At 53.8% G+C, this 22,067-nt stretch carries 17 protein-coding genes and 7 tRNA genes; 23 read left to right on the top strand and 1 reads right to left on the bottom strand.

Annotated elements, in window-relative coordinates; translation table 11 throughout:
• Positions 1-3 precede the first annotated feature (3 nt).
• The 10 genes from nagC (at position 4) to ABD035_RS12505 (ending at position 5,013) form a co-directional block, all read left to right on the top strand.
• Positions 4-1,224, top strand: a complete 1,221-nt coding sequence (nagC, locus tag ABD035_RS12550; RefSeq protein ID WP_343870612.1) for a DNA-binding transcriptional regulator NagC — start codon at positions 4-6, stop codon at positions 1,222-1,224.
• A 34-nt stretch (positions 1,225-1,258) separates the two neighbouring features.
• Positions 1,259-2,011 carry an HAD-IIA family hydrolase gene (locus ABD035_RS12545; RefSeq protein WP_212714875.1) on the top strand — a complete coding sequence of 251 codons (753 nt, stop codon included), beginning with the start codon at positions 1,259-1,261 and terminating at the stop codon, positions 2,009-2,011.
• 352 nt (positions 2,012-2,363) lie between these two features.
• The gene (gene asnB, locus ABD035_RS12540; RefSeq protein WP_343870611.1) at positions 2,364-4,028 is read left to right on the top strand and encodes an asparagine synthase B; all 1,665 of its coding nucleotides are present in this window, start codon (positions 2,364-2,366) and stop codon (positions 4,026-4,028) included.
• Positions 4,029-4,359: 331 nt separating this feature from the next.
• Positions 4,360-4,436, top strand: a tRNA-Met gene (locus ABD035_RS12535).
• Positions 4,437-4,442: 6 nt separating this feature from the next.
• Positions 4,443-4,527: transfer RNA gene (locus ABD035_RS12530), tRNA-Leu, on the top strand.
• Positions 4,528-4,554: 27 nt separating this feature from the next.
• Positions 4,555-4,629: transfer RNA gene (locus tag ABD035_RS12525), tRNA-Gln, on the top strand.
• A 22-nt stretch (positions 4,630-4,651) separates the two neighbouring features.
• A tRNA-Gln gene (locus ABD035_RS12520) sits at positions 4,652-4,726 on the top strand.
• Between the two features lie 18 nt (positions 4,727-4,744).
• Positions 4,745-4,821 (top strand) — tRNA-Met (locus tag ABD035_RS12515).
• Between the two features lie 7 nt (positions 4,822-4,828).
• Positions 4,829-4,903: transfer RNA gene (locus tag ABD035_RS12510), tRNA-Gln, on the top strand.
• Between the two features lie 35 nt (positions 4,904-4,938).
• Positions 4,939-5,013, top strand: a tRNA-Gln gene (locus ABD035_RS12505).
• A gap of 388 nt (positions 5,014-5,401) precedes the next feature.
• Here ABD035_RS12505 and ubiF read toward each other — a convergent pair.
• Entirely contained in the window at positions 5,402-6,574 is a 1,173-nt protein-coding gene (gene ubiF / locus ABD035_RS12500; protein WP_343870609.1) for a 3-demethoxyubiquinol 3-hydroxylase, read from the bottom strand.
• Between the two features lie 175 nt (positions 6,575-6,749).
• On the opposite strand from ubiF, the gene miaB reads away from it, so the two are divergent.
• The 13 genes from miaB to mrdB all read left to right on the top strand — a co-directional run bounded on the left by miaB (position 6,750) and on the right by mrdB (position 22,065).
• On the top strand, positions 6,750-8,174 hold the full coding sequence (gene miaB / locus ABD035_RS12495; protein ID WP_212714831.1) for a tRNA (N6-isopentenyl adenosine(37)-C2)-methylthiotransferase MiaB: 1,425 nt from the start codon (positions 6,750-6,752) through the stop codon (positions 8,172-8,174).
• Between the two features lie 184 nt (positions 8,175-8,358).
• Positions 8,359-9,411 (top strand): PhoH family protein, encoded by a 1,053-nt coding sequence (locus ABD035_RS12490; RefSeq protein WP_025902151.1) that lies wholly within the window; start codon positions 8,359-8,361, stop codon positions 9,409-9,411.
• Entirely contained in the window at positions 9,408-9,890 is a 483-nt protein-coding gene (ybeY, locus tag ABD035_RS12485) for an rRNA maturation RNase YbeY (RefSeq protein WP_212714830.1), read from the top strand. Before ABD035_RS12490 ends, ybeY begins: the two co-directional genes overlap by 4 nt.
• Before the next feature lie 83 nt (positions 9,891-9,973).
• Entirely contained in the window at positions 9,974-10,855 is an 882-nt protein-coding gene (gene corC / locus ABD035_RS12480) for a CNNM family magnesium/cobalt transport protein CorC (protein WP_212714829.1), read from the top strand.
• A 7-nt stretch (positions 10,856-10,862) separates the two neighbouring features.
• Entirely contained in the window at positions 10,863-12,398 is a 1,536-nt protein-coding gene (lnt, locus tag ABD035_RS12475; RefSeq protein ID WP_343870604.1) for an apolipoprotein N-acyltransferase, read from the top strand.
• A gap of 860 nt (positions 12,399-13,258) precedes the next feature.
• Positions 13,259-15,841, top strand: a complete 2,583-nt coding sequence (gene leuS / locus ABD035_RS12470) for a leucine--tRNA ligase (RefSeq protein ID WP_343870602.1) — start codon at positions 13,259-13,261, stop codon at positions 15,839-15,841.
• 14 nt (positions 15,842-15,855) lie between these two features.
• Entirely contained in the window at positions 15,856-16,455 is a 600-nt protein-coding gene (gene lptE / locus ABD035_RS12465; protein ID WP_343870599.1) for an LPS assembly lipoprotein LptE, read from the top strand.
• On the top strand, positions 16,452-17,483 hold the full coding sequence (holA, locus tag ABD035_RS12460; protein WP_212714825.1) for a DNA polymerase III subunit delta: 1,032 nt from the start codon (positions 16,452-16,454) through the stop codon (positions 17,481-17,483). The genes lptE and holA overlap by 4 nt, the downstream gene beginning before the upstream one ends.
• Entirely contained in the window at positions 17,476-18,120 is a 645-nt protein-coding gene (gene nadD, locus ABD035_RS12455; RefSeq protein WP_343870596.1) for a nicotinate-nucleotide adenylyltransferase, read from the top strand. Before holA ends, nadD begins: the two co-directional genes overlap by 8 nt.
• Before the next feature lie 93 nt (positions 18,121-18,213).
• Positions 18,214-18,531 carry a ribosome silencing factor gene (gene rsfS, locus ABD035_RS12450; protein WP_212714823.1) on the top strand — a complete coding sequence of 106 codons (318 nt, stop codon included), beginning with the start codon at positions 18,214-18,216 and terminating at the stop codon, positions 18,529-18,531.
• A gap of 3 nt (positions 18,532-18,534) precedes the next feature.
• Positions 18,535-19,005: a 23S rRNA (pseudouridine(1915)-N(3))-methyltransferase RlmH gene (gene rlmH, locus ABD035_RS12445; RefSeq protein ID WP_212714822.1), complete on the top strand. Its 471-nt coding sequence runs from the start codon at positions 18,535-18,537 to the stop codon at positions 19,003-19,005.
• A 34-nt stretch (positions 19,006-19,039) separates the two neighbouring features.
• On the top strand, positions 19,040-20,944 hold the full coding sequence (gene mrdA, locus ABD035_RS12440) for a peptidoglycan DD-transpeptidase MrdA (protein WP_212714821.1): 1,905 nt from the start codon (positions 19,040-19,042) through the stop codon (positions 20,942-20,944).
• A gap of 2 nt (positions 20,945-20,946) precedes the next feature.
• Positions 20,947-22,065, top strand: a complete 1,119-nt coding sequence (mrdB, locus tag ABD035_RS12435) for a peptidoglycan glycosyltransferase MrdB (RefSeq protein WP_371813148.1) — start codon at positions 20,947-20,949, stop codon at positions 22,063-22,065.
• The last annotated feature ends 2 nt before the right edge of the window (positions 22,066-22,067 follow it).

The raw sequence follows: 22,067 nt of genomic DNA, 5'->3' as shown, positions 1-22,067 counted from the left end.
TAAATGGGCACGGACAGACAGACGCAAATTGGCAATATTGATCTGGTAAAACAGTTAAACAGCGCGGCGGTTTACCGCCTGATCGATCAGGAGGGACCCATTTCCCGCATACAGATTGCGGAAATCAGTCAGCTTGCGCCTGCCAGTGTCACTAAAATCACCCGGCAACTGATTGAGCGCGGCCTGATCAAAGAAGTTGAACAACAGGCCTCCACCGGCGGACGCCGCGCCATCTCGATCGTGACCGAGAATCACGGTTTCCATACCATCGCTATCCGTCTTGGGCGCAAAGATACCACGCTGGCATTGTTCGACCTGGGCGGGACCCTGCTGACCGAAAAACATTACCCTATCCCCGATGACAGCGTTCCGGCGCTGGAACAGGCCCTGTTTGCTGTGACAGAGACCTTTATTGCGGAATGTGCGCCGGTTTTACAGGAACTGATTGCCATCTCTGTCATTTTACCCGGGCTGGTGGATCCGGTGCAGGGTATCGTCCGTTTTATGCCACACCTCGGTGATACCGCCTGGCCGCTGGTCAGAAACCTGAAGGCGCGTTTTAATACCGCCTGTTTTGTCGGCCATGATATCCGCAGCCTGGCCCTGGCTGAGCACTATTTTGGTGCAAGCCGCGACTGTGCGGACTCTGTTCTGGTGCGTATTCATCGCGGCACCGGGGCCGGGATCATCGTCAATGGCAGTATCTTCCTTGGCAGTAACGGTAACGTAGGTGAAATCGGCCACGTTCAGGTAGATCCGTTAGGGGACCGCTGTTATTGCGGTAATTTCGGTTGCCTGGAAACGATCGCGTCCAACACCGCTATCATTCAACGGGCAAAATCGTTACTGGCACAAGGCTATCAGAGTGAATTAACCGCCAGTACGTGCACGATAACGGAGATCTGCACTGCCGCTAACCAGGGCGACCTGCTGGCACAGCATCTGATAAAAGACGTCGGCTACCATCTGGGTAAAGCGCTGGCGATGATGATCAACTTATTTAATCCGCAAAAAATAGTGCTGGCCGGTGAAATAACCGCAGCAGAAAACATCCTGTTTCCGGTCATCCAGCGCTGTATTGATACGCAGGTATTAAATGATTTTCGCCGTAATTTACCTGTTGTACGATCACAACTGGACAATCGTTCCGCCATCGGTGCTTTTGCTCTGGCTAAACGCGCAATGCTGAACGGCCTTTTACTTCAGCACCTGCTGGGCGAGTGACCCGATTTTATTTTCATTGACCCGGACTGACCTGATGACCCTTAAAAATGTAATCTGCGATATTGATGGGGTATTGATGCACGATAATACCCCTGTCAAAGGTGCCAAAGAGTTTTTACATGGCCTGCTGGAAAAAGACGTACCGCTGGTGGTCCTGACCAACTATCCGTCCCAGACAGAGCAGGACCTGGCCAACCGCTTTTCGTCCGCTGGCATTACCCTGCCGGATTCGGTCTTTTATACCTCCGCCATGGCAACAGCCGATTTCCTGCGCCGGCAGGAAGGTAAGAAAGCCTATGTGATTGGCGAAGGTGCGCTGATCCATGAACTTTATAAAGCCGGTTTCACCATTACCGATATTAATCCTGACTTTGTTATCGTCGGGGAGACCCGCTCGTTCAACTGGGAGATGATGCATAAAGCGGCATTCTTTGTGGCTAACGGGGCCCGTTTTATCGCGACCAACCCGGACTCTCACGCCCGTGGCTATGTCCCGGCCTGCGGGGCTTTGTGTGCCGGCATTGAGAAGATCACCTCCCGGCGCCCGTTTGTGGTCGGCAAGCCAAGCCCTTACATTATGCGGGCGGCGCTGAATAAGATGCATGCCCATTCCGAAGAAACGGTCATCATCGGTGATAACCTGCGCACCGATATCCTGGCAGGCTTCCAGGCCGGTCTGAAAACCATCCTGGTACTTTCCGGCGTTTCCAGTGCCGATGATGTCGATGTGATGCCTTTCCGGCCTGACTGGATTTATCCGTCTGTCGCTGATATCGATCTCTTCTGACTCCGATCTTTTTCTGATGTTTCCGCCCGGCAGTGACGGGCAGAGGTGACTCCCCCTGCCCTTGCTGCTGCGGTGATCTGATGATTTCAGCCCGCCTTTTACCGCCTGCCGGAATGTCTTAAAAATAACCGGAAATGCAAATTCATTGAATATCATCTAAAATAATGCCTATTTTTTTAGATTATATTTAATATCTGAGCCTCAGAATCAACTATTTCCCCTTCAGGTACTAAATGACTTGCCAACAGGCTGTGAAATAGCGCATTTTCTTATACATCGCGCCGGAACAGGCTGCACTCAGATAATAAGTTTGTGTCAATAACATTACCGTATATGGACTCAGGAGTAGATTATGTGTTCGATTTTTGGTGTTCTGGATCTGAAAACGGATCCCGTTGAATTGCGTAAGAAAGCGCTGGAATTATCCCGTCTGATGCGTCACCGTGGTCCGGACTGGTCCGGAGTTTACGCCGACGATCATGCGATCCTGGCACACGAACGCTTATCAATTGTCGACGTCAATAACGGAGCACAGCCGCTGTACAATGCCGACAAAACTCACGTACTGGCGGTCAACGGTGAAATCTATAACCACCAGCAACTGCGCGAAGAATTAAGCGATCGTTACGCGTTCCAGACCGGTTCTGACTGTGAAGTGATCCTTGCGCTTTATCAGGAAAAAGGCGTGGATTTCCTGGATGACCTGCAGGGGATGTTTGCTTTTATTCTCTACGATAAAGAGAAGAACAACTGGCTGATTGGCCGTGACCATATCGGGATTATTCCTTTATATATCGGTTATGACGAACACGGTAACCTGTTTGCCGCCTCAGAGATGAAAGCACTGGTGCCGGTCTGCCGTACCATCAGCGAATTCCCGCCGGGCAGCTATATGTCCAGCCTCGACGGTGAAATCCGTCAGTATTACCAGCGCGACTGGATGGAATATGACAATGTTGCCGCTAACGTCACCGATGCCACAGCCCTGAAAGATGCGCTGGAAGAGTCCGTGAAAAGCCACCTGATGTCAGATGTCCCTTACGGGGTTCTGCTCTCCGGCGGTCTGGATTCCTCTGTTATCTCGGCAATCACTAAACGTTTTGCCGCGAAACGTATTGAAGATAAAGATAAAAGTGATGCCTGGTGGCCACAGCTGCACTCCTTTGCAGTCGGCCTGAAAGGTGCGCCGGACCTGAAAGCCGCAAAAGAAGTGGCTGACGCTCTCGGCACCGTGCACCACGAAATTAACTTTACGGTTCAGGAAGGTCTGGATGCTATCCGCGATGTGATTTATCACATCGAAACCTATGATGTCACCACTATCCGTGCCTCGACCCCGATGTATCTGATGTCCCGTAAAATTAAAGCGATGGGCATTAAAATGGTGCTGTCAGGCGAAGGCGCTGACGAAGTCTTTGGCGGATACCTGTATTTCCATAAAGCGCCAAACGCGAAAGAATTTCATGAAGAAAACGTGCGTAAGCTCGCCGCACTGCATATGTATGACTGCGCAAGGGCCAACAAAGCCATGTCAGCCTGGGGTGTGGAAGCACGCGTACCCTTCCTGGACAAAAAGTTCCTGGATGTAGCGATGCGTATCAACCCGGAAGATAAAATGTGTGGCAGCAACGGTAAAATGGAAAAACACATCCTGCGTGAATGTTTCTCCTCTTACCTGCCTCACAGTGTTGCATGGCGTCAGAAAGAGCAATTCTCTGACGGCGTCGGTTACAGCTGGATCGATAGTCTGAAAGAGGTGGCGGCGGCTCAGGTCACCGATCAGCAACTGGAAATGGCGCACTTCCGTTTCCCGCACAATACGCCGACCTCGAAAGAAGCGTATCTGTACCGTGAGATCTTTGAAGAGTTGTTCCCGGTACCGACCGCTGCCGAATGCGTTCCCGGTGGCCCGTCTGTTGCCTGTTCTTCAGCAAAAGCCATTGAATGGGATGAAGCTTTCAAAAGTATGGATGACCCGTCAGGCCGTGCCGTAGGCGTCCATCAGTCTGCCTATTAAGTTATCCCTCGTCCCCCTGAAAAAAGACCGTTTATTAACGGTCTTTTTTTTATCCGTGCATGTGTTTTTTTGCACTGTTCAGTGCTGCACGCTCTCCGTTGACTGGCTGCAACATATTGAATCATGGTGACGTTCCGGCCCGTACTGCTGTGCCGCCGGCCCTGATTGCATAAAGCGGCACCACAAAACGAACAACTATTAACCATAATGGTTATTCACCAGACAAACGGCCCTTTCACGGCAAAAAACGTCAAAAAATTTGTTGACGATCAGGGGCCAACTCCGCATAATGCGCCCCGCAACGCCGTTGAAGGTCACGCGAAAAAAACATGGCTACGTAGCTCAGTTGGTTAGAGCACATCACTCATAATGATGGGGTCACAGGTTCGAATCCCGTCGTAGCCACCATGTTTTGCGGGAGTGGCGAAATTGGTAGACGCACCAGATTTAGGTTCTGGCGCCGCAAGGTGTGCGAGTTCAAGTCTCGCCTCCCGCACCATTTCACGTTATCTTTAAGGCAGGCAACTGGGATATCGCCAAGCGGTAAGGCACCGGTTTTTGATACCGGCATTCCCTGGTTCGAATCCAGGTATCCCAGCCAATTTCAGTGTGCTCCCCGGAGATGGGATATCGCCAAGCGGTAAGGCACCGGTTTTTGATACCGGCATTCCCTGGTTCGAATCCAGGTATCCCAGCCACATTGAAAGCAGTACTCAGGCTACGTAGCTCAGTTGGTTAGAGCACATCACTCATAATGATGGGGTCACAGGTTCGAATCCCGTCGTAGCCACCAAACAAATTGGGGTGTCGCCAAGCGGTAAGGCACTGGTTTCTGATACCAGCATTCCGGGGTTCGAATCCCTGCACCCCAGCCAATTTGAAGAAGTTTTATAATTAAAAAAGCACCAATTGGGGTGTCGCCAAGCGGTAAGGCACTGGTTTCTGATACCAGCATTCCGGGGTTCGAATCCCTGCACCCCAGCCAATTTTGAAAGCTCACTTCGGTGGGCTTTTTTCTTTTCTGTATCCCGTTGCCCCTTCCTGATAGCGTCCTGACTCGTCCATGATCTTATTTCGCAGAACCTGATAACGGCCGGGTGTCAATACCGCCAACGGGGTCATCCCCTGTCCTTTCCGGTCGCGGGGGGTTGAGCCAGCTGAATAAGGCGCACTGACCGATGCGCATGCTCAGCAACGAAACCCTATGGCTGCCGGGGACGTATCAACGTTCTGGTCTGGTTGCGTCACTACGACCGGCCTGACCGGGACGCCGGTCTTTCAGAGAGAAGACTGCCCGGGTCTGTGCCCTATACCGATCATCCGTGCACAAAAAAACGACCCGCAGGTCGTTTAGTAGTCGCCGTCTGAGCCGGTTACAAACCCAGTGCGTAACTCAGTGCTTTTTTCTTCAGCCAGCCACCCCGTTGTGCGGCCATCAGCCCCAGATTGCGGATCACGGTCAACGGGCCGTTCCGGTTGCTGAATGCCAGATAAAACAGATCCATGCCATTCTGCATCAGCAAATTGTCCCGGTAGCGTTGATGCTGATATTTATTCAGGGTGGCGAGCTGCCACCAGTCGTGTCCTTCACGACGGGCTTCCGCCAGCACATCGATCAGCACATCCACGTCGCGGTAGCCCAGGTTAACGCCCTGCCCCGCCAGCGGATTAATCGTGTGGGCAGCATCCCCGACCAGAACCAATCCCGGACGCACATAACGGCTGGCATGACGACGGACCAGCGGGAACGAACCGGCGGTCAGCGCGCGAACCTTACCGCACCTGACCGGGAAATGGGTCGCAATTTCCTGTTCCAGCTGCGTCATGGAAAGTGCAGACAGCTGGCGGATACGGGCTGCGCTGTCGTACCAGACCAGAGAGGCATAGTGACCAAACAGAGGCAGAAAAGCGCGCGGGCCTTGAGGTGTAAATTGCTGCCAGGTGCTGTCTCCCGGAAGCTGCTCACACTCGACAGAGATCAGCATGCAGGACTGCGCGTATTCCCAGCCACTGACACCGATACCCGCCAGCCGGCGGACCTGCGAATTCGCACCATCGGCACCGGTCAGTAGCCGGGTCTCTATTTTTCGGCCATCATCCAGGGTCAGAGACCAGCCTCCGGGTTCGGGCTCAGCCGCCGCTAAGGTGGCGGGACAGAGCAGTGTCACACCCTGCGCCTGCATCTGCTCCCACAGCGCACGCTGCAGGACGCTGTTTTCCACCATATAGCCCAGCTCGGGTAATCCCAGGGAGGCCGCATCAAAAACGGCATGCGCATTTTCCCATTCCCAGGTTTCCAGCTGACGGTAAGGCGCGCAACGCATCGCCTGTACCCGCTCCCAGACCTCAAGTTCTTTCAGTAATGCCACTGACGATGCACCGATCGCCGAGATCCGCACATCGGGCTGGCTCTGCGGGGTAAATTCAGGAGCCGCCTGATGCTCGATCACGGCCACCCTGAAATGATGCCGGGCAAGGCCGCAAGCCAATGCCGCACCGACCATACCCCCGCCGGTAATCACCACATCAAATTGATCTTCCTGCATGCTATCATCCTTACCAACACTCAACTGCCCGTAAGATTTCGGGTTAATGTTAACTTGCGACAGTGTACCGGAAAATTCCGTCACAATCAGAAAAGCCGCTACACTGGTCACAACAGCAGCAAAGCATTACAATATGCCGCCTGCACATCCTTGCACTGAATCAATGGCCAGTTCGATGACGAAAAAATTACATATTAAAACCTGGGGCTGTCAGATGAACGAATATGATTCATCTAAAATGTCAGACCTGTTAAACAGTACTCATGGCTATACGCTGACCGAAAATGCCGAAGAGGCCGATGTACTGTTACTGAATACCTGTTCTATCCGGGAAAAAGCCCAGGAGAAGGTTTTCCACCAACTGGGGCGCTGGAAAAATCTCAAAGATAAGAATCCGGAACTGATTATCGGCGTCGGCGGCTGTGTCGCCTCTCAGGAAGGTGATCATATCCGTCAGAGGGCGCACTATGTGGATATCGTCTTCGGACCACAGACCCTGCATCGCCTGCCGGAAATGATCAATAGCGTCCGTGGTAACAAAAGCCCGGTCGTGGATATCAGTTTCCCGGAGATCGAAAAATTTGACCGTCTGCCGGAACCCCGTGCAGAAGGCCCGACCGCCTTTGTTTCTATCATGGAAGGCTGTAACAAGTACTGCACCTTCTGTGTTGTGCCCTATACCCGCGGTGAAGAAGTCAGCCGCCCAAGCGACGATATTCTGTTTGAAATCGCACAACTGGCAGCCCAGGGCGTCCGTGAGGTTAACCTGCTGGGTCAGAACGTTAACGCCTATCGTGGCGAGAACTATGACGGTTCGGTCTGCACCTTTGCCGATCTGCTGCGTCTGGTCGCCGCCATCGACGGTATTGACCGTATCCGTTTTACCACCAGCCATCCGATTGAATTTACCGATGACATTATTGATGTCTACCGTGATACGCCGGAACTGGTGAGCTTCCTGCACTTACCGGTGCAAAGTGGTGCCGACCGTATTCTGACACTGATGAAGCGTGCGCACACTGCCCTGGAATTCAAAGCCATTATCCGCAAATTGCGTGAAGCGCGTCCGGACATTCAGATAAGCTCGGACTTTATCATTGGCTTCCCGGGCGAAACTCAGGAAGACTTTGAAAAGACCATGAAACTGATTGCTGACGTTAACTTCGATATGAGCTTCAGCTTCATCTATTCCGCCCGTCCGGGAACACCGGCGGCAGACTTACCGGATGATGTGAGTGAAGAAGAGAAGAAACAGCGTCTTTACATCCTGCAGGAACGCATCAGCCAGCAGGCGATGGCCTGGAGCCGCCGGATGCACGGCACCGTTCAGCGTGTGCTGGTCGAAGGCACGTCGCGTAAAAATATCATGGAACTCTCCGGTCGTACCGAAAATAACCGTGTGGTGAATTTCGAAGGTCATCCGGAGATGATTGGAAAATTCGTTGACGTTGAAATCGTTGATGTCTATCCAAACTCACTGCGTGGTCGCGTCGTCCGTACCGAAAAAGATATGGGTCTGCGCGTAACAGAATCCCCCGCCTCCGTCATCGCCCGTACCCGGAAAGAAAATGAGTCCGGCGTCGGTCTCTGGCAGCCCTGATAGCGCTTAATCGTGGTGACAGATACTGACTGTCACCGCTTTGCTAAGCTAAAGGGGTGGAATTTACGAATTCCGCCCCGATATCCCTACAGATAACCCCGTTCTGTGACGACAGTCCCCGTGATTGTGATCGCCAGAATGATCTCTGCTGTACAACCGGCCCTTAGCGACCTGGAGGATGAGTTTGAATATCGAAACCCGTGAAATTGCACTGGAACCTGCAGATAACCAACGTTTGCTGAGTCTGACCGGCCCGTTTGACGATAATCTGAAGCACCTTGAGCGCCGGCTCGGCATTGAAATTAACCGGATCGATAATCGCTTTACCCTGACGGGAAAGGCGTTATGTGTGGATGCGGCCGAAAAAATCCTGAAAGATCTTTACGTGGATACCGCCCCGCTGCGCGGACAGAGTAAAGATATCGACCCTGAGGATATTCATCTGGCCATTAAAGAGAGCCGGGTGCTGGAGCAAACGGCGGAGAGTGTCCCTGATTATGGTAAAGCGGTGAATATCCAGACCCGCCGGGGCGTCATTAAACCCCGCACGCCAAATCAGGCCAGCTATATCGCCCATATTCTTGACCATGATATTACCTTCGGTATCGGCCCGGCCGGGACCGGGAAGACCTATCTGGCCGTGGCCGCGGCCGTTGATGCGCTGGAACGCCAGGAAGTTCGCCGTATACTGCTGACCCGTCCGGCGGTGGAAGCCGGTGAGAAACTGGGTTTTCTGCCAGGCGACCTGAGCCAGAAAGTCGACCCGTACCTGCGTCCGTTATATGACGCCCTGTTTGAAATGCTGGGCTTTGAACGGGTTGAAAAACTGATTGAACGTAACGTGATCGAAGTTGCCCCGCTGGCCTATATGCGCGGACGTACATTGAATGATGCGTTTATTATCCTGGATGAAAGTCAGAACACCACCATCGAACAGATGAAAATGTTTCTGACCCGTATCGGTTTTAACTCTAAAGCCGTGATCACCGGGGATATCACGCAGATAGACTTACCGCGCAATGCACGCTCAGGCCTGAAACATGCCATCGAAGTGCTTTCTGATGTCAGTGAACTGAGCTTTAACTTCTTCCATAGCGAAGACGTGGTGCGTCATCCGGTGGTTGCACGGATCGTCATCGCCTATGAAGCCTGGGAAGAAGCCGACCAAAAACGCCGGGCCGAGGTCGCGGAAGAGCGTAAACGCGCCGCCCTTGCTGCCGGCCAGGAGAATGTATGAGCAGTACCGTAATTCTGGATTTACAGAATGCCTGTGAAAATCCGCAAGGGCTTCCGGAAGAAGCCCTGTTTCTGCGCTGGTTAACGGCCGCGGTCGAACCTTTTCAGCCCGAAAGTGAAGTCACCATCCGCCTGGTGGACGAAGCCGAGAGCCACGAGCTGAACCTGGCGTATCGCGGCAAAGACAAACCGACCAACGTCCTGTCTTTTCCGTTTGAAGCGCCGCCCGGCATTGAAGACTTACCGCTGCTCGGGGACCTGATCATCTGTCGCCAGGTGGTCGAGCAGGAAGCCGCCGACCAGGGCAAGCCCGTCGACGCCCACTGGGCACATATGGTGGTCCACGGCACGCTTCATTTATTAGGCTATGATCATATTCAGGATGACGAAGCCGAAGAGATGGAAGGCATCGAAACTGAGATAATGCTTGCTATGGGTTATGCTGACCCGTACATTTCAGAGAAAGACGCCGCCGGATAACCGGCGCCTGTTATTTATTCCGCTGCCAGTGACCTGACCTGGCAGTTTTATTTCCCTGCAAGAGAGAACAAAAAAAAAACGCCATGAGCGATGACCATTCACAAAACAGCGATAACCCCGGCAGTAAAAAGGGATTCTTTTCCTTACTGATCAACCAGCTTTTCCACGGTGAGCCTCAGAACCGTGATGAATTACTGGAACTCATCCGTGATTCAGAACAGAAAGAACTGATTGATCAGGACACCCGTGACATGATGGAAGGCGTGATGGAAATCGCCGAACAACGGGTCCGGGATATTATGATCCCGCGTTCTCAAATGATCACCCTGAAACAGAACCAGAACCTCGAAGAGTGCCTCGATGTCATCATCGAGTCGGCCCACTCCCGTTTTCCGGTGATCAGCGAAGACAAAGATCATGTGGAAGGTATTCTGATGGCGAAAGATTTGCTGCCCTTTATGCGCAGTGATTCGGCCCCGTTCAGTATTGCTGATGTGCTTCGCCCTGTGGTGGTGGTTCCTGAAAGTAAGCGTGTCGACCGCATGCTGAAAGAGTTCCGCTCTCAGCGTTATCATATGGCGATTGTCATTGACGAGTTCGGCGGTGTTTCCGGACTGGTGACTATCGAAGATATTCTTGAACTTATCGTCGGGGAAATCGAAGACGAGTATGACGAAGAAGACAGCAGCGATATCCGCCAGCTTAGCCGTCATTCTTACTCGTTGCGGGCGCTGACGCCGATCGAAGATTTCAACGAAATGTTCGGCACCCGATTCAGCGATGAAGAAGTCGATACTATCGGGGGTCTGGTGATGCAAGGTTTCGGGCATCTGCCTGCCAGAGGTGAAAGTATCACTATCGATGGTTATCTGTTTAAGGTCGCGATGGCCGACAGACGTCGTATTCTGCAGGTCCATGTAAAAATACCGGATGATGCGGTTGCTCCTCAACTTGAAGACGAATAATGAGCCTATGACGGCACTGAACACTCTATTCCGGCAGCAGCGCATCCGCCTGTTGCTGGCTCTGCTGACGGGTGCCGTGGGCACCCTCGCCTTCTCTCCTTTCGATTTCTGGCCGGCCGCTCTGATTTCTCTGACCGGCTTGCAGGCTCTGACCCTGAACCGTAGCACCCGCCAGGCGACCGCCATCGGTTTTGTCTGGGGGATGGGGCTGTTTGGGTCCGGGGTTAACTGGGTCTATGTGAGTATCGCCACCTTCGGAGGGATGCCTGGTCCGGTCAATGTCATGCTGGTCGTGATGCTGGCGGCGTGGCTGTCGCTGTTCCCGATGCTGTTTTCGGGGTTGCTGAACCGTTTCTGGCCACGGGCGACGCTGCCGCGTCTGCTGCTGGCTGCTCCTGCACTCTGGCAGTTTACTGAGTTCCTGCGCGGCTGGATCCTGACCGGATTTCCGTGGTTACAGTTCGGCTATAGCCAGATTAACGGCCCGCTGAAAGGCATCGCACCGGTCGCCGGTGTGGAAACCATCACCTTTGTCCTGATGATGATCTCCGGGCTGATAAGCTATGCCCTGATACAGAGAAGCCTCCGGCCACTGCTGGCTGCCCTGGCTGTGATGGTCATCGCCTGGCCACTGCGTTACGTACACTGGTACCGGACCGAGTCCGGCCGCAGTGTGTCCGTTGCGCTGGTGCAGGGTAATATCGCTCAGTCGATGAAGTGGGACCCTGAGCAATTACAAAATACCTTAAATACCTACCTGCGGCTGACCCGCCCGGTGCTGGGTAAAGCAGGGATCATTATCTGGCCGGAGTCGGCCATCACCGACCTGGAAAGTAATGAACAGCCCTTTCTGACCGAACTGGATCGTATCCTGCGTGAGAATGGTAGTACTCTGGCAACCGGGATTGTCGATTCCCGACTGGAAGAAGATAACCATTATCATGACTACAACACGGTCGTGGTACTGGGGGGGCAGACCCCTTACAGCTATCTGAGCCGCAACCGTTATCAGAAAAACCACCTGGTGCCTTTCGGGGAGTTTGTCCCGATGGCCGACCTGTTGCGCCCGCTGGCACCGTTCTTCGATTTACCGATGTCAGCCTTCAGCCGGGGTCCCTATATTCAGCCTCCGCTGCAACTGGATGGTTATCGTCTGACGACGGCTATCTGTTATGAAATTGTGCTGGGTGAACATGTCCGGGATAACTTCCGCCCGGAGACTGATTTCCTGCTGACGGTATCGAATGATGCCTGGTTTGGTCATTCGATCGGCCCCTGGCAGCATCTGCAGATGGCCAGGATGCGGGCGCTGGAACTGGGCAGGCCGCTATTACGCGACACCAATAACGGAGTCACTGCGGTGGTGAATGCCAACGGCGATATCGAACAGCAACTTCCGCAGTTCCGTGAAGGGGTGCTGAGTGCCACACTGAGTCCGACCCGCGGGATGACACCTTATGCTCATACCGGTAATCTGACAGTGTGGATCCTTTCAGCATTGGCGGCGGTGGTATCAGTCATCCGGCGCCGGCGTCCTCAGTGAGCGTGACCGGGGCCTGACGGCTCCGGTCTCTTCCTCCTGACCATTAGCCCCCCCCTGCCGGGGGTTGTCGGCATAAAATACCCTCTGCCGTCAGGGCACATCTCCCGCTGTTTACGACTATTACGGGTCTGATCAGCACACGTTTACTCTGTCTCAGACGGCGGGTACTGTGCAGGTATTACGGCCAGGCCGTGATCGCTAGCCCCCCTGCCGGGGGTTGTCGGCATAAAATACCCTCTGCCGTCAGGGCACATCTCCCTCTGTTTGCGACTCTTACGGATGCTGATCAGCACACGTCTACTCTTTCTCAGACGGCGGGTACTGTGCAGGTATTACGGCCAGGCCGTGATCGCTGGCCCCCCCTGCCGGAGGTTGTCGGCATAAAATACCCTCTGCCGTCAGGGCACGTCTCCCGCTGTTTACGACTCTTACGGGTCTGATCAGCACACGTCTACTCTGTCTCAGACGGCGGGTACTGTGCAGGTATAACAGACTGACGCTGATCGTTAGTCCTGTCTGGCCGCCGTGATTTCAGTGAACACGACCCGATCTCAGGCCGCCTGACGTTTCTCCCCCCTTTAACCTGCGAAGCGCCGTATCAGACAGCTCTCTGCCGCTATCGGCACCGGCCATCCCGTCGGGAGTCAGGGGGCGTTAGCTGACGAAGAGCCTCTGCGGGAAGTGCCCTCCGCGTGGCCCGGAGAGAGAAAATCCATTCGCCACCACAGAGTTTCCGCCAGAAATCCTGCCACAGGGTGTTGCGGGAGTTGTTGCGCGCCAGGCTTATGGGTATGCTATGCGGATCATAGAAAAAACACTGCAGTATGCTTCGCGAAATTCAACAAGGACCACAGGCTGCCATGCAAGAGCAATATCGCCCGGAAGAGATAGAATCTAAAGTCCAGAAACACTGGCACGATCAGGATACTTTTAAAGTGACAGAGCAGGAAGGCAAAGAGAAATACTATTGCCTCTCAATGCTCCCCTATCCTTCTGGTCGCCTGCATATGGGCCATGTCCGTAACTATACCATCGGCGATGTGATCGCCCGTTACCAGCGACTGCAGGGTAAAAACGTTCTGCAGCCGATTGGCTGGGATGCGTTTGGTCTGCCGGCAGAAGGAGCAGCGGTTAAAAATAATACCGCGCCCGCGCCATGGACCTATGAAAATATCGATTACATGAAGAACCAGCTGAAACTGCTGGGCTTCGGGTATGACTGGAGCCGGGAACTGGCGACCTGTCAGCCTGAATATTACCGCTGGGAACAATGGTTCTTCACTCAGCTGTTCGAAAAAGGCCTGGTCTACAAAAAGACCTCGGCGGTGAACTGGTGCCCGAATGACCAGACAGTACTGGCGAATGAACAGGTCATCGAAGGCTGTTGCTGGCGTTGTGATACCAAAGTTGAACGGAAAGAGATCCCGCAGTGGTTTATCAAAATCACCGACTATGCCGAAGAACTGCTCAATGACCTGGATACCCTGGAAGGCTGGCCTGAACAGGTTAAGACCATGCAGCGTAACTGGATCGGTCGTTCTGAAGGGGTGGAAATCACCTTTAATGTCGCAGACAGCGATGACACGCTGACCGTCTACACGACCCGCCCTGATACCTTTATGGGGGCCACCTATGTGGCTGTCGCAGCCGGACACCCACTGGCACAGGAAGCTGCGGCCGGTAACCCGTCACTGCAGGCCTTTATCGAGGAGTGCCGTAACACCAAAGTGGCTGAAGCGGATATGGCAACCATGGAGAAAAAAGGCCAGCCCACCGGCCGTTTTGTGATCCATCCGCTGACCGGTGAACAGTTACCGGTCTGGGTCGCTAACTTTGTCCTGATGGAATACGGCACCGGTGCGGTGATGGCCGTACCTGCTCATGACCAGCGTGACCACGAATTCGCTCAGAAATATCAGTTACCGGTAAAAGCGGTGATCCTGAACGATGACGGGACCGCACCGGATGTCAGCGAAAATGCGATGACGGTGAAAGGCACCCTGTTCAATTCCGGCGCATTCGATGGCTTATCGCATCAGGACGGCTTTAATGCCATTGCGGATGCACTGACCGAAAAAGGCGTCGGTAAGCGTAAAGTTAATTATCGTCTGCGTGACTGGGGCGTTTCCCGTCAGCGTTACTGGGGTGCGCCGATCCCGATGGTGACTCTGGAAGACGGCAGCGTTATCCCGACGCCGGAAGACCAGTTACCGGTGATCCTGCCTGAAGATGTGGAAATGAACGGCATCACCAGCCCGCTGAAAGCGGATCCTGAGTGGGCGAAAACCACGGTTAACGGCCAGCCTGCGCTGCGTGAAACAGATACCTTTGACACCTTTATGGAGTCCTCCTGGTACTACGCACGTTATACCTGTGCGGACTACGATAAAGGTATGCTGGATCCGGCGGCGGCGAACTATTGGTTACCGGTCGATCAGTATGTGGGCGGTATCGAACACGCCATTATGCACCTGATGTACTTCCGTTTCTTCCACAAGCTGTTGCGCGATGCAGGGCTGGTCAATTCCGACGAACCGGCGAAACGTCTGCTGTGTCAGGGAATGGTACTTGCCGATGCGTTCTATTACACCGGCGTGAACGGCGAACGTAACTGGGTTTCTCCGGTGGATGTTTCTGTTGAGCGTGATGAGAAAGGACGCATTGTTAAAGCGACCGACAAAGATGGCCGTGAGGTTATCTATGCCGGGATGAGCAAGATGTCTAAGTCCAAAAATAACGGTATTGACCCGCAGCTGATGGTTGAACGTTATGGTGCGGATACCGTCCGTCTGTTTATGATGTTTGCCTCTCCGGCCGAAATGACGCTGGAATGGCAGGAATCCGGCGTTGAAGGGGCTAACCGCTTCCTGAAACGTGTCTGGAAACTGGTTTACGACCACAGCAGCAAAGGGCCGACTGACGCACTGAATGCCGATGCGCTGAATGATCCTCAGAAGGCGCTGCGCCGTGATGTGCATAAAACCATCGCGAAAGTGTCTGATGATATCGGTCGCCGCCAGACCTTCAATACCGCGATCGCGGCTATCATGGAACTGATGAACAAGTTGCAGAAAGCGCCGCAGGAAAGTGCTGAAGATCGTGCGCTGATGCAGGAAGCCTTAGACGCCGTGGTCCGCTTACTGTATCCGTTTACCCCGCATGCCTGTTTTGAACTGTGGCAGGCGCTGGGACACAGCGGATCGGTGGACGAAGCCGAATGGCCGGTGGCCGATGAGCGTGCTATGGTCGAAGAATCTGTGCTGGTTGTGGTACAGGTTAACGGCAAAGTGCGCGGGAAAATCACCGTCCCTGCGGACGCCACGCAGGAACAAGTCCGGACCCTGGCTGCTCAGGAACACCTGGTAGCAAAATATCTGGAAGGTGTCACTGTACGCAAAGTGATTTACGTTCCGGGCAAGCTGCTTAACCTGGTTGTAGGTTAAGTTCAGGAGGTAATGTGCGACACATTTTTTCAACCCTGATAGTTGCCGTGGCCGTTCTGGCCACGGCAGGTTGTGGTTTTCATCTGCGCGGGACGACTCAGATCCCGAAAGAGATGCGTACCATGATCTTAACCAGCGATGACCCCTACGGCCCGCTGGCCCGGACTGTACGCCAGCAATTGCGGTTAAATAATATCTCACTGGTTGAGGATAATGCCGACCAACGTAATACGGTTCCGACGCTTCGTCTGGAAAATGAACGTTCTGGTCGTGATACTGCGTCGATATTCCCTGACGGGACGGCGGCTGAATATCAGTTGCACCTCATCGTCACCGCACAGATCCTGATCCCCGGAAAAGGGATTTATCCGCTGAGCACCACGGTATACCGGACCTTCTTTGATAACTCAGGCGTTCCGCTGGCTAAAGACTCGGAACAGAGCATGATTTATCAGGAAATGCGGATCCGTGCCTCAGAGCAACTCGTTCGCCAGTTACTGGCGGTTCATGCGGCTCAGTTAAACAGTGGTGAAACGTTACCGGCCCCGGAAACCATCACCACCGGCTCAGGGCAGCAAAGTGACACCGCAGGTTTATCGACAAGTCACGAATGATACGGATATACCCTGAACAACTCGCCGCACAGCTCACCGAAGGGCTGCGCGGCAGTTACTTTTTATCCGGCAACGATCCGCTGCTGCGTCAGGAAAGCCACACGGCGATTATTGCGGTGGCCAGACAGCAGCAGTTTCTGGAACATCTGAGTGTCACTGTCGACAACCATACCGACTGGGACGCCTTATTCACTGCCTGCCAGTCGCTGAGCCTGTTTACCCAACGCCAGACCCTGACCTTACAGATGCCGGAAAATGGCCCTGCCGCACCGATAGCGGCCCGCCTGACCGAGCTTGCGACCCTGTTACATGAGGATCTGTTGCTGATCGTTCACTCAGGGAAACTTACCAAAGCGCAGGAAAACAGTCAGTGGTTTAAGGCGTTATCGGGCAAAGGCGTCATGGTTCCCTGCATCACGCCGGAACATGAACAACTGCCGCGCTGGGTCACTCAGCGTTGTAAAACCCTGCGGATTGCCATCGACCCGCAGGCGGTACAGTTATTATGTTACTGCTATGAAGGGAATTTACTGGCTCTGTCTCAGGCCCTGGAGCGTTTGTCGCTCCTATGGCCGGAAGGCACGCTCACCCTCCCCCGGGTCGAACAGGCCGTCAATGATGCGGCACACTTTACGCCTTATCACTGGGTCGATGCCTTGCTGGCCGGTAAAAGCAAACGGGCAATACATATTCTGCAGCAGCTTAATAAAGAAGCCGCCGAACCGGTCATTTTATTGCGTACCGTACAGCGTGAACTGATGACGTTGCTGCGGTTACAGCGATGCCGGGATCCACAGTCCGTGCGTCAGTTAATGGATAAATTACGGGTGTGGCAGAACCGGCGACCGCTATTCACCGCGGCGCTGCAGCGGCTTAATGCGCAGCGCCTCCGGCAGGCGATACATCAGCTGGCGGAGATTGAGCTGAGCGTGAAAAAAGAGTACGGCACCGACATCTGGCCGATGCTGTCATCGTTCAGTCTGCAACTGACGCTGGAACACTTTCCGGCAGGGCTGAATAATGTCTGAGTTACAGGCCATTTTCGGCGGCACCTTTGACCCAGTCCATTATGGTCACCTGCGTACCGTGGAGGCACTGGCCGCCCTGACGGGACTACAGAAAGTGACGTTGCTCCCGAACAATGTGCCCCCTCACCGGCCGCAGCCGGTGGCTTCCCCCCGGCAACGGCTGGAGATGTTGCGCTGTGCTATCGCCGGCGCTCCGCTGTTTGATATTGATGATCGGGAGCTGCATCGCGATGCCCCCTCCTGGACGGTCACTACGCTGGAGTCTCTGCGTGCGGAGCGGGGCCCGGATCAACCGCTGGCATTTATCATCGGCCAGGATTCCCTGCTGTCACTGAATAAATGGTATCGCTGGGAAGAACTGCTGTCTCTGTCTCATCTGCTGGTCTGTCGCCGCCCGGGGTATCCCGAACAACCGGCATCGGCAGAACTGCTCCGCTGGATAGAAACCCATACCGCGCGGGAAAGCCGGCAATTGCATCAGCAACCCAGCGGACTCATCTTTCAGGCAGAAACGCCCCTCAGCCCGGTTTCTGCGACGGCTATCCGCCACCGGCTGCAGCAGAATCTTTCCTGCGAAGGGCTGCTCCCGCCATCGGTGATCGATTACATCACCCGGTCAGGCTTATATCGCGACTGACAACAGCATGATATACTTCGCCGCTCAAAATTTTGGCTATCGCTCTCAGCGGCAGCCTGATCGTTGTTTCAAGCAAATCTGAAGGGGAACCTTTTGCAAGGCCAGACACTCCAATCCTTTGTTATCGACAAAGTCGATGACCTGAAAGCACAAAATATTATTGCTATCGACGTCCGTGGCAAATCCAGCATCACGGATTGCATGGTCATCTGTACCGGCACCTCTAACCGCCATGTGATCTCGATCGCCGATCACCTGGTGCAGGAATCCCGTGCAGCAGGTATGCTCCCTCTCGGTACTGACGGCAAAGATGCCGGCGAGTGGGTCGTGGTTGACCTGGGTGAAGTCATTGTTCATGTCATGCAGGAAGAAGCGCGTGAATTATATGAGCTGGAAAAACTCTGGGGCTGACCGGTGAAACTGCAACTTGTTGCCGTCGGCACAAAAATGCCGGACTGGGTCCAGACCGGGTTTATGGATTATCTGCGCCGCTTCCCGCGGGATATGCCGTTTGAACTGGTGGAGGTTCCGGCCGGTAAACGTGGCAAAAATGCGGATATCAAACGTATTCTTGAAAAAGAAGGCGAGGCCATGCTGGCTGCGGCAGGTAAAGGTAACCGTATTGTCACCCTGGATATTCCCGGCCAACCCTGGGAGACCCCCCAGCTGGCAAACCAGCTTGAACGCTGGAAGCAGGATGGTCGTGACGTCAGTCTGTTAATCGGCGGGCCTGAAGGCCTGGCCCCGGCCTGTAAGGCCGCGGCGGAACAGAGCTGGTCTTTATCCGCCCTTACGCTGCCTCATCCGCTGGTTCGTGTTCTGGTGGCGGAAAGCCTTTACCGGGCATGGAGCATAACTACCAATCATCCTTATCATCGCGAATAGCCGATAAGGTCTTTTGCAGGCTGACAGATAGCGGATGAAACTTACCAGTAGCGCATTCCGGGATTACAGTGCTGAGCAAAAATTGTTCGTCCGACGGGCACTGATTGCTTTTACCTCTATTTTTTTAGTCAGCGGTATTCTGGTATTTAACCTCTGCAATCTGCAAATCTTCCGGTTTGATGATTACAGCACCCGATCGAACCAGAATCGCATCAAACTTGTGCCGGTCGCGCCCAGCCGGGGAATGATTTATGACCGGAATAACATTCCCCTGGCGGTGAACCGTACCATCTATCAGGCCGAACTGGTGCCGGAGAAAGTGCCCAATCTGTCGCAGACGCTGGCAGAACTGCAGCCGGTGCTGGACCTGACCAGCGATGACCTGGATGCGTTTCGTAAAGAACGTAAACGGGCGCATCGTTTTACGTCTATTCCGTTGAAAACAAACCTCAATGAATTACAGATTGCCCGCTTTTCAGTTAACCAGTATCGCTATCCCGGGGTAGAAATTAAAGGCTATCAGCGCCGGTTCTATCCGTATGGCCCTTCGATGACCCATGTGGTGGGTTATGTGTCAAAAATCAATGATCGCGATGTCAGCCGGCTGGAAAGTGAAGGGAAAACCGGTAACTACGCCGCGACCCACGACATCGGCAAACTGGGTATTGAGAGTTATTACGAGGATATCCTGCACGGTAAAACCGGTTATGAAGAAGTCGAGGTTAACAACCGCGGGCGGGTGATCCGTCAGTTACAGCAGGTCTCCCCCCAGGCCGGCCACGACATTTACCTGACTATCGACCTGAAACTGCAGCAATATATTGAATCTCTGTTGCAGGGAAGCCGGGCCGCGGTGGTGGTCACCGACCCGCGTAACGGCGATATTCTGGCCATGGTCTCGACCCCGGGCTACGATGCTAACCTGTTTGTTAACGGTATCTCTTCGGCTGATTATAAAGTGCTGCTGACCGACCCTGACCGCCCGCTGTATAACCGGGCGATTCAGGCAGCTTACCCTCCGGCCTCCACCGTCAAACCGTATGTTGCAGTTTCGGCATTAACTGAAGGTGTGATTAATCGTAACACTTCGTTAGTCGATCCTGGCTGGTGGCAGTTGCCGGGGTCAGAGAAACGCTACCGTGACTGGAAGAAATGGGGACACGGACGGCTGAATGTCACGAAATCTCTTGAAGAATCTGCAGATACTTTTTTCTATCAGGTCGCTTATGATATGGGCATTGACCGGTTATCAGAGTGGATGGAGAAATTTGGCTACGGTTCCCGGACCGGGGTGGATTTACCGCAGGAAAGCGCCGGCAATATGCCCACCCGTGACTGGAAAATGCGGCGCTTCAAGAAGCCCTGGTACCAGGGAGATACCATCCCGGTCGGCATCGGGCAGGGCTACTGGACCGCCACGCCGCTGCAAATGAATAAAGCGTTAATGACCCTGATTAATGATGGCGTGGTGAAAGTGCCGCATTTTCTGATGGCCGAAAGCCATGGCAGTGAGACGGTGCTTTATCAGCCGCCACCCGCAGGCACGGTAGGTAATGTTCATTCCGGCTATTGGGAAATTGCGAAAGACGGTATGTACGGTGTAGCTAATCGCCCTAACGGTACGGCCAGGAAAAGCTTTGACAGTGCACCTTACAAGATCGCTGCAAAATCGGGTACGGCTCAGGTCTATGGCCTGAAAGAGAACGAGACCTATAACGCCCATCGGATCGCCGAGCGACTGAGGGACCATAAACTGATGACAGCCTTCGCCCCTTATGATAATCCGCGGGTGGCTGTCACTATGATTTTAGAAAATGGCGGTGCAGGTGCGGCAGTCGGTACCATAATGCGGCAGATCCTCGACCACATTATGCTGGGAGATAATAATACCTCTCTGCCGGGTGCCGCCCCGCTTCCTCCAGGCTATGAAGGTGAGTAAATATGCCCCTGAGTAATAGTCCGCAAAAGCGATCCTTCTGGACCAAAATCCATATCGATCCTATTTTTGTGTTGATCATTTTGGCCCTGCTAACCTACAGCGGGTTTGTTATCTGGAGTGCCAGCGGTCAGGATCCTGGCATGATGGAACGTAAGATTGGTCAGATAGCGATGGGTATTACGCTGATGATGGTGCTGGCCCAGGTTCCACCCAGAGTCTATGAAAGCTGGGCCCCCTATCTGTATATTCTGAGTGTCACCCTGCTGGTTGCCGTCGATGCCTTCGGACATGTCAGTAAAGGAGCACAGCGCTGGCTGGATTTAGGTTTTGTCCGTTTTCAGCCCTCGGAGATCGCCAAGATTGCCGTGCCATTAATGGTGGCGCGCTTTATCAACCGCGATGTGTGCCCGCCGACGCTGAAAAATACCGCTATCGCATTGATCCTGATCTTTCTGCCCACCTTGCTGGTGGCCGCACAGCCGGACCTGGGAACCGCCATTCTGATTGCAACGTCCGGGTTGTTTGTGTTGTTCCTTTCCGGAATGAGCTGGAAACTGATTGCGGTAGCCGCCGTACTGGTTGCGGCTTTTATTCCTATCCTCTGGTTCTTTCTGATGCACGATTATCAGCGGGATCGCGTCATCATGCTGCTGAACCCGGAAAAGGACCCGCTGGGTGCCGGCTACCATATTATTCAGTCGAAGATAGCTATCGGGTCCGGAGGCTTACACGGTAAAGGCTGGCTGCATGGCACACAATCACAGCTGGAGTTTTTACCGGAACGTCAGACCGACTTTATTTTTGCGGTACTGGCTGAAGAGCTGGGCCTTATCGGGGTACTGGCGCTACTGGCACTCTATTTGCTATTAATTATGCGTGGCCTGGTGATTGCCGCAAAAGCACAGACCACCTTTGGCCGGGTGCTTGCCGGCGGCATCATGCTGATTTTATTTGTTTACGTCTTCGTAAATATCGGTATGGTCAGTGGTATTTTACCGGTGGTTGGGGTCCCGCTGCCGTTAATCAGTTATGGCGGCTCAGCGCTGATCGTCTTAATGGCCGGATTTGGCATCGTGATGTCGATCCATACTCATCGAAAAATGTTATCAAAAAGCGTTTAAGG

Source organism: Tatumella terrea (genome assembly GCF_039523755.1).
Taxonomy (GTDB): domain Bacteria; phylum Pseudomonadota; class Gammaproteobacteria; order Enterobacterales; family Enterobacteriaceae; genus Tatumella; species Tatumella terrea.
Note: the sequence above shows the minus strand (reverse complement) of the source record. Positions and strands in the feature narration are given on the sequence as shown.

Bases quoted from the DNA above. Each gene is read 5' to 3' on its own strand.
- ubiF (WP_343870609.1), bottom strand. From the start codon at position 6,574: ATGCAGGAAGATCAATTTGATGTGGTGATTACCGGCGGGGGTATGGTC.
- mrdB (WP_371813148.1), top strand. From the start codon at position 20,947: ATGCCCCTGAGTAATAGTCCGCAAAAGCGATCCTTCTGGACCAAAATC.
- ABD035_RS12545 (WP_212714875.1), top strand. From the start codon at position 1,259: ATGACCCTTAAAAATGTAATCTGCGATATTGATGGGGTATTGATGCAC.
- asnB (WP_343870611.1), top strand. From the start codon at position 2,364: ATGTGTTCGATTTTTGGTGTTCTGGATCTGAAAACGGATCCCGTTGAA.
- mrdA (WP_212714821.1), top strand. From the start codon at position 19,040: ATGAAACTTACCAGTAGCGCATTCCGGGATTACAGTGCTGAGCAAAAA.
- corC (WP_212714829.1), top strand. From the start codon at position 9,974: ATGAGCGATGACCATTCACAAAACAGCGATAACCCCGGCAGTAAAAAG.
- miaB (WP_212714831.1), top strand. From the start codon at position 6,750: ATGACGAAAAAATTACATATTAAAACCTGGGGCTGTCAGATGAACGAA.
- nagC (WP_343870612.1), top strand. From the start codon at position 4: ATGGGCACGGACAGACAGACGCAAATTGGCAATATTGATCTGGTAAAA.
- holA (WP_212714825.1), top strand. From the start codon at position 16,452: ATGATACGGATATACCCTGAACAACTCGCCGCACAGCTCACCGAAGGG.
- nadD (WP_343870596.1), top strand. From the start codon at position 17,476: ATGTCTGAGTTACAGGCCATTTTCGGCGGCACCTTTGACCCAGTCCAT.
- ybeY (WP_212714830.1), top strand. From the start codon at position 9,408: ATGAGCAGTACCGTAATTCTGGATTTACAGAATGCCTGTGAAAATCCG.
- leuS (WP_343870602.1), top strand. From the start codon at position 13,259: ATGCAAGAGCAATATCGCCCGGAAGAGATAGAATCTAAAGTCCAGAAA.
- lnt (WP_343870604.1), top strand. From the start codon at position 10,863: ATGACGGCACTGAACACTCTATTCCGGCAGCAGCGCATCCGCCTGTTG.